12 protein-coding genes, 1 tRNA gene and 1 pseudogene are annotated in these 13,992 nt (G+C 57.4%); 5 read left to right on the forward strand and 9 right to left on the reverse strand.

Annotation, left to right across the window (positions count from 1 at the left end):
- Nucleotides 1–87: 87 nt before the first annotated feature.
- A complete protein-coding gene (locus WH7805_RS11240; RefSeq protein ID WP_006043221.1) occupies nt 88–1,626 on the forward strand; it encodes a bifunctional orotidine-5'-phosphate decarboxylase/orotate phosphoribosyltransferase in 1,539 nt (512 codons plus the stop codon).
- Between the two features lie 154 nt (nt 1,627–1,780).
- Nucleotides 1,781–2,860 carry a photosystem II q(b) protein gene (gene psbA, locus WH7805_RS11245; protein WP_006040880.1) on the forward strand — a complete coding sequence of 360 codons (1,080 nt, stop codon included), beginning with the start codon at nt 1,781–1,783 and terminating at the stop codon, nt 2,858–2,860.
- A 408-nt stretch (nt 2,861–3,268) separates the two neighbouring features.
- On the opposite strand, the gene WH7805_RS11250 is transcribed toward psbA, so the two are convergent.
- The 3 genes from WH7805_RS11250 to WH7805_RS13945 form a co-directional block, all read right to left on the reverse strand.
- Nucleotides 3,269–3,508: a DUF3136 domain-containing protein gene (locus WH7805_RS11250; protein WP_006043223.1), complete on the reverse strand. Its 240-nt coding sequence runs from the start codon at nt 3,506–3,508 to the stop codon at nt 3,269–3,271.
- Nucleotides 3,509–3,591: 83 nt separating this feature from the next.
- Nucleotides 3,592–4,278 (reverse strand): response regulator transcription factor, encoded by a 687-nt coding sequence (locus tag WH7805_RS11255; protein WP_006043224.1) that lies wholly within the window; start codon nt 4,276–4,278, stop codon nt 3,592–3,594.
- A 62-nt stretch (nt 4,279–4,340) separates the two neighbouring features.
- The gene (locus WH7805_RS13945; RefSeq protein ID WP_006043225.1) at nt 4,341–4,559 is read right to left on the reverse strand and encodes a CP12 domain-containing protein; all 219 of its coding nucleotides are present in this window, start codon (nt 4,557–4,559) and stop codon (nt 4,341–4,343) included.
- Nucleotides 4,560–4,703: 144 nt separating this feature from the next.
- Here WH7805_RS13945 and WH7805_RS11265 point away from each other — a divergent pair, with 144 nt between their 5' ends.
- Nucleotides 4,704–4,931, forward strand: coding sequence for a DUF3136 domain-containing protein (locus WH7805_RS11265; protein ID WP_006043226.1), 228 nt, complete (start codon nt 4,704–4,706; stop codon nt 4,929–4,931).
- A 152-nt stretch (nt 4,932–5,083) separates the two neighbouring features.
- Here the strand turns inward: WH7805_RS11265 and WH7805_RS11270 are convergent, their stop codons facing one another.
- Nucleotides 5,084–5,965, reverse strand: coding sequence for a GNAT family N-acetyltransferase (locus WH7805_RS11270; RefSeq protein WP_006043227.1), 882 nt, complete (start codon nt 5,963–5,965; stop codon nt 5,084–5,086).
- A gap of 55 nt (nt 5,966–6,020) precedes the next feature.
- Entirely contained in the window at nt 6,021–6,194 is a 174-nt protein-coding gene (locus WH7805_RS14775) for a hypothetical protein (protein WP_006043228.1), read from the reverse strand.
- Between the two features lie 449 nt (nt 6,195–6,643).
- Between WH7805_RS14775 and WH7805_RS11275 the strand changes: the two genes are divergently transcribed.
- The gene (locus tag WH7805_RS11275; RefSeq protein ID WP_156783689.1) at nt 6,644–8,227 is read left to right on the forward strand and encodes a TRIC cation channel family protein; all 1,584 of its coding nucleotides are present in this window, start codon (nt 6,644–6,646) and stop codon (nt 8,225–8,227) included.
- Nucleotides 8,228–8,305: 78 nt separating this feature from the next.
- Here the strand turns inward: WH7805_RS11275 and WH7805_RS11280 are convergent, their stop codons facing one another.
- Nucleotides 8,306–9,463, reverse strand: coding sequence for a DUF389 domain-containing protein (locus WH7805_RS11280; RefSeq protein ID WP_156783690.1), 1,158 nt, complete (start codon nt 9,461–9,463; stop codon nt 8,306–8,308).
- 83 nt (nt 9,464–9,546) lie between these two features.
- A tRNA-Thr gene (locus WH7805_RS11285) sits at nt 9,547–9,619 on the reverse strand.
- Between the two features lie 82 nt (nt 9,620–9,701).
- On the opposite strand from WH7805_RS11285, the gene WH7805_RS14780 reads away from it, so the two are divergent.
- Entirely contained in the window at nt 9,702–9,923 is a 222-nt protein-coding gene (locus WH7805_RS14780; RefSeq protein ID WP_006043233.1) for a DUF3493 domain-containing protein, read from the forward strand.
- 42 nt (nt 9,924–9,965) lie between these two features.
- Here the strand turns inward: WH7805_RS14780 and WH7805_RS15010 are convergent.
- Nucleotides 9,966–10,526 (reverse strand): annotated as a pseudogene (locus WH7805_RS15010) (low-complexity tail membrane protein); the annotation flags it as partial.
- Entirely contained in the window at nt 10,526–13,945 is a 3,420-nt protein-coding gene (gene infB, locus WH7805_RS11295) for a translation initiation factor IF-2 (RefSeq protein WP_006043235.1), read from the reverse strand. The gene infB and the pseudogene WH7805_RS15010, both read right to left, overlap by 1 nt.
- Nucleotides 13,946–13,992: the final 47 nt, after the last annotated feature.

Consider the following 13,992-nt stretch of genomic DNA (forward strand, 5'->3'; position numbering starts at 1 on the left):
GTTTTGGGCAATTGATTCATTTCATGCAGTAGCCACAACGAACGAGGGGCAGACCGCGCAATCTGGATATAACAACACCTCGGGGCCATGGGTTTCTTCACGGCACTCACCGAGGCGATGGGCAGCAGGCAATCTCTGTTGGTCACCGGCCTTGATCCCAATCCGGAAATGCTTCGCAGCTGGGCTGAATCGTGCGGCCTTGGCGGTAGTTCTCTTCTCAGTCAGGCTCGCTCCTGGTGTAAGTCGGTGATTGAAGCCACCGCTGACCATGTCTGCGCTTACAAGCCAAGCCTGGGTTTCTATCAAGCCATGGGATCAGCAGGGGTTGAGCTGATGCTCGAAGTGCGTGAACTGCTGCCCAACGATCTTCCTCTCATCATTGATCTCAAACACGGGGATCTGAACAGCTCCAGTGCCATCGCCGCTTACCTGTTCAAAACACTCCACGCTGACGCAGTCACCCTGAATCCTTTGGCAGGTCAAGACATCGCCGCGCCGTTTCTGCTTTATCCGGGCAAAGGTGTCTTGATCAATTGCCACAGCTCCAACCCGGGAGCCAGAAGCCTGCAGCATTTCCCCAGTGAGCAGCAGCCCCTTTACTTACAGGTGGTGAGGGAAAGCCAGAGCTGGGGGACTCCCGATCAAGTGCTTCTGGAAGTTGGCACAAGTGACCCCAGCGTTCTTGCGCGCGTACGTAAGGAAGCGCCAGAACGGTTTGTCATGCTCCGCTCGCTTTGGGGTGAAGAGGGAAATCTGCAACGGCTCATGGGCAGTGGCCTGAATGCCACCGGTGATGGCTTGCTCTTGCCGTTACCCCAGAGCCTGCTTAATCAAGACGACATCCACGAACAGACCGCAGCTCTCAAGCAGCGAATCAACAACTTGCGTCAAGAGCACCTTGTGGCTCGACGGGATTCGCAGGCAGTTCCATTCAATGATTGCCGGATCTGGCCCCATGCTCAGTCTTCGGTATCGATGCAGCAATCGCTTGCCGAGTCTGATCAAATGCAGCAAGGCATGACGCAAGAACTCAGGGATCTGGTGATCGACCTGTTTGATATTCGTTGTTTGCTGTTTGGCGAGTTCAAGCAGGCGAGCGGCGCAATCTTCAACTACTACGTTGATCTCCGCCAAATCATTTCCGACCCGGCCTTGTTTCGGCGTGTGCTGGATTGCTACGCCCAAGTGCTGCGGCCGCTCTGTTTTAACCGAATTGCTGGCATTCCCTATGGTTCTCTGCCAACGGCAACCGGGCTTTCACTCCAACTTCACAAGCCATTGATCTACCCGCGTAAAGAGGTGAAGGCCCATGGCACCAGGCGTTTGGTGGAGGGTGAATTCAATGAAGGTGAAACGGTGGCCGTCGTCGACGACATCCTGATAACCGGAGGAAGCGTGCTGGAGGGAATCGCTAAGCTCACCACCTCAGGCCTCACCGTCAGCGACGTCGTGGTGTTCCTCGACCATGGCGGTCGCCATGACACGCGAGCCAAACAACGCCTCGCTGATGCAGGCCTGAATCTTCAGGCGGTGCTCACACTCGAAAGTATCGGCGACCTTTTGGAGGAGGCAGGCCGAATCAGCAGCCGCCAAGCCGAGGCTCTGCGCTCCCAAGATGGCTATTGATCAGCGGGGCTGATCGCAGGGATGAGTAGCGCTGTTGTGCACAGGGGGTCGGTTGGCATTCACATTGCACAAAGTCCCTTTACATTGTGAAGGTCGGTTAACCGACTTTCTTTACCGCCGACGGGTTTTCCCTGACGCTTTCTCCCCCGTACTCATGACCACCACCATTCAGCAGCGCTCCGGCGCCAATGGCTGGCAGTCCTTCTGCGAGTGGGTCACCTCCACCAACAACCGCCTGTATGTGGGCTGGTTCGGTGTGCTGATGATCCCCACCCTGCTGGCTGCCACCACCTGCTTCATCGTTGCCTTCATCGCAGCGCCCCCCGTCGACATCGACGGCATCCGTGAGCCCGTCGCCGGCTCCCTGATCTACGGAAACAACATCATCTCTGGTGCTGTTGTTCCTTCCTCGAACGCCATCGGCCTGCACTTCTATCCCATCTGGGAAGCTGCTTCTCTCGATGAGTGGCTGTACAACGGCGGTCCTTACCAGCTGGTTGTCTTCCACTTCCTGATCGGCATCTTCTGCTACATGGGTCGCGAGTGGGAACTTTCCTACCGCCTCGGCATGCGCCCCTGGATCTGCGTTGCTTACAGCGCACCTGTGGCTGCTGCCTCCGCCGTGTTCCTGGTGTACCCCTTCGGTCAGGGTTCCTTCTCTGACGGCATGCCCCTCGGCATCTCCGGCACCTTCAACTTCATGCTGGTGTTCCAGGCAGAGCACAACATCCTGATGCACCCCTTCCACATGATGGGCGTCGCAGGTGTGTTCGGTGGCTCCCTGTTCTCCGCCATGCACGGCTCCCTGGTGACCTCCTCCCTGGTGCGTGAAACCACCGAGAGCGAGTCCCAGAACTACGGCTACAAGTTCGGCCAAGAGGAAGAGACCTACAACATCGTGGCTGCCCACGGTTACTTCGGTCGCCTGATCTTCCAATACGCCTCCTTCAATAACAGCCGCAGCCTTCACTTCTTCCTGGCTGCCTGGCCTGTGGTCGGCATCTGGTTCACTGCCCTGGGCGTCAGCACCATGGCGTTCAACCTGAACGGTTTCAACTTCAACCAGTCCATCCTTGATGGTCAAGGCCGCGTCCTGAACACCTGGGCTGATGTGCTGAACCGCGCCAACCTCGGCATGGAAGTGATGCACGAGCGCAACGCTCACAACTTCCCCCTCGACCTGGCTGCTGCTGAGTCCACTCCTGTGGCTCTGCAAGCACCTGCCATCGGCTGAGGCTGAAGTCTCTTAACCCAAAGATTCAGCGTCAGTTGAATCGGAAAGCCCTCACCTCACGGTGGGGGCTTTTTGGTGGCATTAATTGTCATCATTTAGCGTAAAAGTCTTACAACCTTGGAGAAGGATGATTCGTTGAGATTGTTCGACCTGAGTTCCTGTGAAGCTTCTCAGCAGCATCGTTTGCTCTCTCTCCATTGCGATCTATGCCTTGATCGGTCTGCTGAAAATTCAGACAACGAACTTTCCAACAATCGAGGCGTGGCTGGTTTGTTTGGTGCAACCTGTTGCTTCCGCCGCTGGAGGTGTCTGAATTTGTTTCTCTATTGGTGCCAGGATTCGTTGAATTCGATCACTTCTCTCAAGTTGTTTGTTGCTGAACATCGGCCTGACGTTGTCCCGGAGCAACTAAGCCGCTTTCTGGCTTCGCTGATGCGCCTGGAGCGAAAGGAACAGCGCGCGCGGATTGCCGTAACGGTCTGGGAATGCTTGATGGAGTCGCTTTAGTCGTCGCCAGCAGACGCTTTGTCTGGCTTCCCCTTCTTTCACACCATCGGCCACCAGGTATTCCATGGCGCGGGTGTATACCGCTTCCGTTTCTCGCAGTTCTGCTAAAGATGGTTCATGGGTGAAGGTGATTGTTGTCATCTCTTTGCGATATCACTTGTCGCCATCCATTGATACCTGAGCCGGGTCTTGAGCTCTACCCCCATCTGGGGTGAATTGTTTGCTCAGATTTGAACCATGCCGCAGCGCATTCCCTTCAATACTGCTTGAACCCGGTTGTTCACTTCAAGAGTACGCAACAGCCGTTTGGTATAGGTGCGTGCGGTCTCTTCGGTGACGATGAGATCCTCAGCGATTTCCCGGTCGGACATTCCGCGGGCGAGGCGGTCGAGAACTTCGTATTCCCTTGGTGTGAGCCTCGGGCAGCTGAGATAGGGGAGTTCATCAGATCGTAGTGATGGGCTGCGGTAGGAGTGATCTCCCATGACCGCCAATACTGCTGCTTCAAGAGGTTTGCGGTCTTCAATGATGTCGGCTTCGGCAACAACTGCTTCCAGCCAAGATGCATTGTCGTACTCCACGGGAATGGCATCGCTCAACGCCAGTACCACTACTTTCAGGTCAGGTTGCAACTCCCGAGCTTTGCGCGCCAACTCAAAGCCATTGCCTTTTTCAAGCATGTCCGTGCATAGAAGTAGCTCGAATGAATCCATTTTGAAATAACTCAGGCAGGATTCTTCATCCGTAACAGCACACCCAATGAGAGATTTTTCGCTGAAACTTTCGCAGAAACAACGTAGAAAGAAACGCCCCTTCATGGCCAGTGCTATTCGTCCGTTGATGGCAACGGAAAGTAGGGGCTCTTCGTTGGCAGATTGGTGTTCGCTCTGCAGGTATGGGGTTAGATCCATGCGCTTCCCGGCATGTTTTATTCATCCTTGCGGATCACTCGGCCCATATGGTTTGGACGTCGTCAGTCGTCATAGACGCGGCATTCTGGAGCGTCTGGGTTGAGCTCGCAATGCACTTCGAGGGAGGTGGGGTCCTTGTGTTCTCCTGGATGGTGGCTGCGATACGTCTCGAGCTCCTCGAGCTCGGTGGAGAAGTGACGCGCCTTGGCCTGGTCTCCGCTGGCCTTCGCCTTGGCGAGTTCCTCACGGTCTTTGGCGATATGAATTTCGATTGATTCCACGGTCAAGATTGCAAGCCGAGTTATTCAACGCTCTGACTGCATGGTTGAGCTACCCCCATCCGGGGACAGAGCAATTGTCCCCAAATGGGAGGCGATGCAATGGCCTTGTTCATTGCACAGTTCTGCTTGGCGGAGTGAACAACCATGAGCACATGCAACCTCAGCATTGGAGAGCTCGAAGCCAAGTATCCGCTGTACTGTAAAGCTTTGAAGATCCTCATCAAGCAGGGCAAAACCAGTGCTCAACTTCAACGAACACTCTGTTGGGATCGTTTGAGGTTGTTGCATCGCTCTTTGCCAAGGCAATACAAATCTCCCGAGCGTTTGATGTTGATAATCCAGGCCGAGTTCGCATCAGTTCAAGATGTCTGAGGAGGGTTTGTGATGGTCGAAATGAATGTCTTTAGGACTAAGGTTTTAAGCTTTGTGCTGAGCAGGATCGCTGAACTCGATCAAGTGCAGCGCTACGAAGACAGCTATGCGTTGACTCAGGAATTCAGAGAATGGCTTCTCTACCCTCAGATTCAACCGAGCTCGAGGCAGGCCAAGCCATAAATACTGCGGTCATGGCCTTCCGGCATCACGCCCTTGTACATGCGCACCGTTGAGCCCATGGGTTTGAACCCCTTGGCCGTTGTGATGGTCTTGGCGAATCGGTTATGCCCTGGCGTGTCGATTAAAACAACTCCCTTGTGACGGTCCATGGCGTTGTTCAGCAACAGTGATGCCATGACGGGATCTTCTGCCAGCCAGGGTCCCACCCGCCAACCTTCACCGATGGGGAGTAAGCAAGGCCGAATGCGCACGTAGCCGTGGCATGTCCCCTGGGAATCTCTTGCCACAAACACGTCTCCTGCCCTGTGGCGTAACCACAGTTCAAGGAAATGGGGCCGTGGACTGATTTCGTGGCGTTCGTCGTAGCGCTGAATCGCCTCGAGAGAGATCTCACGCAGTGGCACAACGGAGATGTCGCTGCGCTGGAGCAGGGTGGTGTTCGGGTGTTGTGATTGATCGCTGCGGCAGAGCATCTGCCGGCGAGTGGTGACGCAGTCCCTTTGAAATCCGGCTTTCTCGTAGAAGTCCACCATCTGCGCTGCGGCTTCCAGGCCAATGCACTCAACGTTGCTAAGGGTCTTCAAGGCGTGTTGCCAGAGGCGACGGCCAATTCCCTGACCCCGATGCTCTGGCTTCACCACAAACAGGCCGATGAAGGCGTAGCTGGAGCTGTAGGTGACGGCGGCGATGCAGCCCACTGGCACGTCGTCTTGCCAGGCCAACCAGATCCCCTGACGGTCGGTGTTGGCGTAGATCTCGATGTCGCCCACTCCTGGAGCGAAATCCTGTTCACGGGCGATTCCTGTGACTACGTCAAGATCGGCTGGCGTGAACGGTTTGATCTCCAGCATCGACAGTCAGGCGAGGGATCTGCAACCTGAGTGTTCGATCAGTGCTCAGGCGGCGTCAGGCCGCCTGAAGAATCGAATCCACACTGGTTGGGTATCGACGCACGTAGGCATCGGTTTCCATGGCGACGATGCGCGCTTCTTGGCGATTGGCCGCGTGGAGTTGGAGCGTGTGTTGGCTGCCGTCGTTCTTCTTGTATCGAACGACAAAGCGTTGTGGTGCAGTTGTCATCGCTCTGTGACCTTCCGTCCGATGCGCACAGTTGCTGGCCGCAGGGCGCAGGCAAGGGCATGGAATGGGCGGTGAGTCCCCTCAACAATGAGGCTTCCCATGGGTTGTGCTTGAGCAAGGTCGAGCTTCATGGCTTTGCCTCGAGTGGAACTGTCTTACTGCTTCTGAACGCGTTGATCTATCCCCCATCTGGGGACAATTCACGCTGCCAATCAAACGCTGCGTACATTGGCGGATCCAAGCGGTGCATGCAACGGCGAAAGGGAGATCCGAATCGTTTCGGAAGGTTCTCCTCCAACCCCTGTGCACCCTTCCGGTTGACGCTGATAGCAAGCGAATGTTCAGGAGGTGACTCACCCCTATGCCCGCCTCTTAATGCGGTTTTTCACTCAGATTGCGGCACCTGAGCACCTGCTTGTCAAGAATACGGGTACCTCCGAGAAGGATTCATGAGGCGTAAATGGATGGCATGGAGGGCTGGATTCGTCTTGTTTGTGCTGGTCCTGATGCTTTCGCTTGGAGTGAGTGTCAGCGCTGCCGCTGTCTCAAAACTCCGTGGCGGCTGGTACCCGTGGATGCCATACCAATACGAGGAAAAAACAGACGAGGTTCAGAGACTGACAGGCCTCGATATCGAATTGTTTCGAGAGATCTTTGAAAATCAGCTTGACTTCACTCTCGAGTTACCCCAGATCAACTGGGATGAGCATCAGCAGCAACTGAAAGAGGGCAAGCGTGATATCGCCGGGGGAGCCTTCATGACCGAAGAGCGCGAAAACTATGTCTATTTTTCGACCCCCTATCGAACCGAAGATGTCGTTCTCGTAGCGAATCGAAGAGATGCACAGGCGAGACGATTTATCAATAAAGATAAATTCATCAAAGACTTTCCCAACAGCAAGCTGCGACTCGGGGTCGTTGATGGTTACGTCTATGGCGATGTGATTGATGACTTCTTAAGTGCACCTGCGAACCGCAACCGGGTGCTCTCCAGTGCGAGTGTCCAATCAAATCTCCAGAACCTTATCGAGGGCAAGGTTGACCTGGTTCCTGTGGACCGATTGGTCGGCGCATCGTTGATTTGGGACAACAAGTTCGCGAGTCAGTTGGTCATGGGTGAAACGCCCATTTTTAGTGGTCCAATCGTGGCTTTGTTCAGCCGAAGCAGTACCTCGCCTGCTCTAGTGAGCTCTTTCAATCAAGCACTTCAGACGATTCGCAAGAGTGGGCGATACAACATGATTGTCCGAGGGCATCTTTTCCCCACACTTCTTGGATTGGCCGCTGATCAGCCATGGTTTCGAATGCTCGACAACATTGGGACTGCAGCCTTCGCGTTCTCAGGGGTTCTTCTGGCACGCAAAGAGAAATTCAGCCTTTTCGGGGCGCTCGTTCTCGCCAGTCTTCCTGCCGTGGGTGGGGGAATCCTCAGGGATCTGCTTGTTAACCGGGATCGCCCTGCCGTGATGGACTCTCCCAATCACCTTGCGGTTGTCTTTGTTGTCGTGTTGGTCAGCTATGTCGCTCTGCGATTGCCTGAACGGCATGTGCGCCTGCGATTGATTCCAACGATCGAAGAGAAGGGCAACTGGATCATTAAATTGTTTGATGCCGTTGGTCTTGCTTCATTCACTGTTGTGGGTGTGATTGTTGCTGTGGAGGAACGGTGCGATCCCCTGTTGATCTGGGGTCCGATTTTCAGTGCAATGACAGGGGCTGGTGGCGCGATCCTGCGCGACGTGATCAGAGCTGATGCCAGCCACCCGTCGCTTCATCATGAGTTTTACGCAGAGATTTCTCTGCTCTGGGGATTTATATTTTCGCTCTTTATCGTCAGTTATGCGGACGTAGAGAGCTTCAATCTGATGTCGATCAAGATCGCCGTTGCTCTGACCGGTATCGGTTGTCTGTTGACGAGGGTTCTAGTGATTCAACGGGGCATCCAGGCTCCTGCTTTCGCGTCAATGCCAGACAGGGAAACGATGCCTCCATCCGCTTATTCCGAAAGGGAAGATGGCCGAAGGCTTCAGTGACCGCTTATCTGCAAAGGTTCATTGGTTTTCTGCCGTCTGATTTCCCAACACGCTTCCTTTTACTCCAACGAGCTGTCGTCAGTTTGTAGGGAAATTTGGGGGCAGAATCGGCTCTGAATCAACGCTCAGGTTGTTCTCGGATGGCACGGCGTCCGACTCACCTGAACCAAGAGGCGGTTCTGGCTTTGGTGCAGGCGCCAACAATTGTTCGGCGGCGGGTGTCGCAGGATTTGGAGCTTCCTCAGGTCCGACGACATCGACTGCGGTGCGCTGTACGACCAACCGGAAACGTATGGCTTGCCTGCGGTTGATTTCTTCCTGGACTGCTGAGACCTGCTTGAAACTCGGCAGGGCTGGATCCGAGACCCGCACGATGACGCGGATGACCGGAGGATTTTGATTCCAGGCGATATCAACACGCTCAACATCCACAGTTTCCCGATCGCCGAACGTCAGCGTCTCCCGCGTCAGGAAACCCTCGATGGTCTCCTGAACCATGTCCCGGGTGCTGTCCTTCTGGGCTCTGTCCAACAAATTCAGAAAACTACTGCCGAGTGGCACAAGGAGCAGGCCGGTGAGAGTGAAACTGGCTGCGCTGAGGTGGCTGCGTCGGAACACCTGTCTGAATTCGGGATCCTTCCAGGCCATCAGCACTAGGCCACCGGTGAGGATGCCCAGCAGGTTGGTGGCGAAAAGCAGGCCAGCACCTACTGCTTCGTTCCACTGTTGTTGTGAAAGGAGCAGACCCATCACGCACACCGGCGGAACAAGAGCCACGGCAATGGCGGTCCCTGCCAAGGAACTCACCGCATCGCTGCGAAGCTTGGCGTAGGTGGCAAGGCCGCCAGCCACCAGGGCGATGCCGAGATCAAGCAGATTCGGCGTTGTTCGGGTCAGCACTTCAGTGCCGAATCGCGGTAAATCCGCCAGGTATCCCAGCACCAGAGACAAGAGTGTGGTGCTCACTACCCCCACCATCAAGGTGCGCAGTGATCGCCCCAGCAGTTGAACCTCTCCAAGCAGGATTGCAAAAGCGGCCGCCCGCAGCGGCATGATCCACGGGGCCACCACCATGGCGCCGATCACCACGGCGGCGCTGTTCGCAAGCAGCCCGAGCGTGGCAATCAGGCTTGCCCCCACGCTCAACACGATGAAAACCTCATCAAGGCAGGCATCACGCATATGACTGCGGTGCAGTCGCCTGAGCATGCGGCTGGAGGCGCTCTCCGAGTCCATGAACCTTTCGAAAGAATCTCAGCAGCCTGATCGATTCAGCTTGCTGACAGACGATGAAGGACTGGAAAGCAACAGACTTTGCAAGCCGATGACCTGACTTGAACAGGCGACCCACGCTTTACGAAAGCGTTGCTCTACCAGCTGAGCTACATCGGCATCCTATGGAAATTAACATTTGAGGCCACGCTTTCAGCCCGTGACATCAGATCAACAAGGAGACAGAGATCTGGATCCGGCTATGCGTCAGAGACTCCTTCAGGAGTCACGCACTCCCTGGCGGGGATTCAGGCGTCTCCTCTGGGTCGCTTTGTTCGGTTCCGGTGGTCTGGGTCTCTTCGTGATGGCTTTTCGCCTCAGTGCTGGGAACCCCGTCGTTCCCAGCGACTTGTTGATCCAGATCGGAGCGGTTGTTCTCTTTGGAAGCTTGCTCTGGTTTGATCGGCCCAGAACTGAGACCTGAGCTTTTGCTGGGTGATGACCATGTCAACGGTGGAAGAGTGAGCAGCCCGAAGCCAAAGCTGGTTCGATCGTTGCGCATCTGTTCGTCGCTGAGGGGCTCAACGGCGAGGACGTTTGCGTCAGAACGGGTGAGCAGCCAAAGGGCGGAGCAGAGCTGTTGCCACTGCCACAGAAGTAGAGAAAGAAGCAGGCCCGAGAGCAGTAATCCCGTGAGCCTGCTTCCTTCTCTGAGAGGCGAGAGATCGATCACCAAGAGGGCTGAACGATCGATCCACCAGAACACCATCAGCAGCAGCACCATGCCGAACACCGTGGCGATGCGCAGTGCGGGTGATTGTTGAAGCGTACTGATCCGCCGCTGGTCGATCTGACGGGTTGAAAGAGGCTGGCGCACCAGCAGCAATGATCCCCAGTCCACCGGCCGTTGCACCAGCCAGTACCCCGGCGCCACCACAGACAGACTCCACACCAATAGGCGTTCCAGGGCTGGAGAGGGGCCGAAGGAGCTGCTTGCAAGAAGGAGCCTGAGCAGCTCGAGCTCCAGCGGAATCACGGCCAAGGCCATCAGCTGAAGCCAGAGGAGCGGCTCTCGGCGGGTGATCATCAGGTGGTGAGCTTGCGTCGCTGGGTGACCATCTTGAAGGCTTCGATCCGGTCACCGTCTTTCCAGTTGGCAAAGCGATCCGTGCCCACCCCGCACTCGAATCCTGTTGCCACCTCTTTGACGTCGTCCTTGTTGCGGCGCAGAGAGTCGAGAGCGCCTGAATAGACGATCTCCTTCCCACGGTGCACTCGGACTTTGCAGTTTCTCTGCAGTTTGCCCGTGGTCACGTAGCAACCGGCCACGGCGCTCTTGCCGATCGTGAACACGGCGCGCACCTCGGCCTCGCCGAGAGCCTCTTCGACGAGTTCAGGTTCGAGCAGGCCTTCCATGGCCAGCTGGATATCCTCCAAGAGCTTGTAGATGACGTCGTAATCGCGAACATCGACACCGGTCGCGTCCGCGGCCTTGCGCGCTCCAGAGGCCATGGAAGTGTTGAATCCCACGATCACGGCTCCAGATGCTGCGGCAAGGTCAACATCGGTTTCAGTGATCTCTCCAGGGGCTGAGAGCAGCACCCTCACCTGCACCTCGTCCTTCGGTAACTGTTCAAGAGAGCCAAGAATGGCTTCAACTGAACTCTGCACATCGGCCTTGAGGATGAGATTGAGTTCCTTGAGATCGCCTTCATTCGCCTGACCGGACATCGCGGTGAGGGAGACACGGCGCGAGGCCATCTGCTGGGCCAGTCGGGTGGCTCTGGCATCGGATGCACGATCACCGACCACGGCACGGGCTGACTTCTCATCCGGGTACACCTCAAACTCATCACCGGCCGTCGGCACTTCGCTGAATCCAAGGGCTTCAACGGCACAGGATGGACCTGCCTCCTTGAGGCGAACGCTGGCGTCATCGACCATGGCTCGGACTTTGCCGAGCACAGGCCCCGCTGCCACCACATCGCCCGTTCTCAACGTTCCGTTTTGGACCAGCAAGGTGGCCACTGGACCTTTCGCCTTGTCGAGGTGCGCCTCGATCACCGTGCCGCGGGCCAGGCGATTGGGATTGGCCTGGAGATCCTCAACCTCGGTGACGAGCAGGAGCATCTCCAGCAGCTTGTCGACGTTCTCTGACTTGATGGCACTGACGGGCACCATCACCACATCACCGCCCCACTCTTCGGCCAGGAGATTCTGTTCAGAGAGCTCTTGCTTCACCCGATCAGGCGAGGCCCCTTCCTTATCGATCTTGTTGATCGCTACGACGATGGGTACTTCGGCAGCGCGTGCGTGGCTGATCGCCTCGAGCGTTTGAGGCCGCACTCCATCATCGGCTGCCACGACAAGAACAGCCACGTCAGTGACCTTCGTGCCGCGGGCGCGCATGGCTGTGAACGCCTCGTGGCCAGGTGTGTCGAGGAAGGTGAGCTTGCGAGGTTCGCCACCGTGCTCGATCTCCACTTGATACGCACCGATGTGCTGGGTAATGCCTCCGGCTTCGCCCGCCGCCACACGAGCTTTGCGAATGGCGTCGAGCAGGCTTGTTTTGCCGTGATCCACGTGGCCCATGACGGTCACGACGGGGGGCCGGCGGATCAGATGATCGCGGTCTTTTTCCTCGATCATTTCCACAGTCTTCTTCGCGGCTTCCTCAACGTCGTCCTGAAGGACGGGAACACCGAATTCCTCCGCCACGGCTTCGATCGTGGGCATATCGAGGGACTGGGTCACCGTGGCGATGATTCCCTTGAAGAACAGGGATTTGATGATTTCCGAGCTTTCGACACTCAACATGTCAGCCAGCTCTTGAACCGTGAGGTTGTCCTCCGGTACAACGATCATTTCGGGCCTGACCTGCTTGGCCTCACGGGCAGCACGCAACTCCATGGCCCGACGACGTTGTCGTTGCCTGGTGGTTTCTTTGCGGCGCTTGCGCATGGCCGCCACTGGTTTGGGGGCAGCCTTTTGTTGGGCTCTCGGCTTGGCCGGGCGCGCCAGGCTTGCCGACAGCACCATGTTTTCCTGTTCGCCGGCGAATCCCCCGGTCTGCGCGGCCAATGAATCGTCGTTCTCGCCGATGATGTGAACTTTCTGGCGCTGCTTTTGCGGTGAACGATTTCGCAGTGCCTCGAGCTTGGCACTGTCGTCCCAATCGGGACGTCCTGGGCGCCGTTGTCCTCCAGGACCCGCGCCTGGCCTGAATCCACCTGGGCGTCTTGGTGCCGTCGCTGGCGAGGGCGGTGTCGCGGTTGGGCGTGACACCGGAGGAGTTGCTTTTGGCCCGTCCGCTCTGGGGCTGACCGGAGTTCCATCAGGCCGTCTCGGTGGCGGAACCCCTGGCCGTCCGGTTGGTTTCTGCAGCTGCATGAGCTCGCCGGGGGCAACCGGTTTGCGCATACCGGGCGGCATGGCCGGACGGTTTCCTCCGGGTCCGGGGCGTGGCCCTCCCCCGGGGCGGCCACCATCACCTTTGGTGCCGCCGCTATCTCTGCGGATCGGCTTACCGACGAGCTCAAGCGAGTTGCCACCCGGGCGGGATGGACGTCCCGATCCAGTCCCAGGTCGTGCGGGTGAGCCGGGACGTTGGGCACCGGCAGGCCGTTGAGGCATGTTCCGTTGGCTTCCTGGCGCACTGGGGCGAGGGCTTACGGCCGGTCTGGGAGACCCTGCCCCTGAATTTTGTCGGGTTGGTGGTCCAGCCGATGGTGGTCCTGCCGGCCGTTTGGGTTGAGGGCGGCCCACCAGTTCAGGTTTTGCGGCTGGCCGCTGCGGAGGGGGAGCATTCCTGTTGACAGGAGTTTTGGGTTGGGGACGGCTTGGAGGTGCATTGGCTGGCCGTGGTGCATCGTTGGGAGAACTCCTACGCATGGGAGCGGCACCGCGGGGCTTCGGTGAAGACGCGGAGGGTTGTTGGGGAACCGGACGCGCGGGAGGTGATGGCGGACGGCTGACTGTGCGTGCAGGTGCAGGTGCAGGCGCAGGTGCAGGTGCAGGTGCAGGTTTCGGCCTGGGAACCGGTTGCTGAGCTGTCGGTTGCTGTCGCACCACGGGTTTCTGGGGTGTGGTGCTCTGGGGACCAGTGGCTTTTGGCGCGGCCGGTCGTGAAGGGGCTGCAGGCCTCGCGGGCGGTTGCTGCGGTGAGCTCGCTTTGCTGGGGGAAGCTGGAGCTGGTGAAGCGAGGGGTTTGCTTGCTGCGGGTTTGGGCTGAGCTGGGCGCGCCGGAGTGTTGCTGCTCTGACCGGCGGCTTTCTGAACGGAGAGGATGGCCTTACTCGGCGTGGGCTTGCCAGGAGAGGCTGCGGGGCGGGGAGTGCCACCTGCCTTTAAGAGGCTGCGGATCTTCCCAGCTTCCATCTCGCTGATCGAGCTGCTGTGGCTCTTGGCCGCAATGGACAGCTTCTCCGCGGCATCCAGCACGTCTTTGTTGTCCAGGCCAAGGTCCTTGGACAGCTCATAGATTCTGACTTTGCCGCTGCTGGTCATTCAGGTCTCCGGTCGGTCCGGGCACGGTGTGCCTCGGGGCATCACTC

The organism is Synechococcus sp. WH 7805, assembly GCF_000153285.1.
GTDB lineage: Bacteria > Cyanobacteriota > Cyanobacteriia > PCC-6307 > Cyanobiaceae > Synechococcus_C.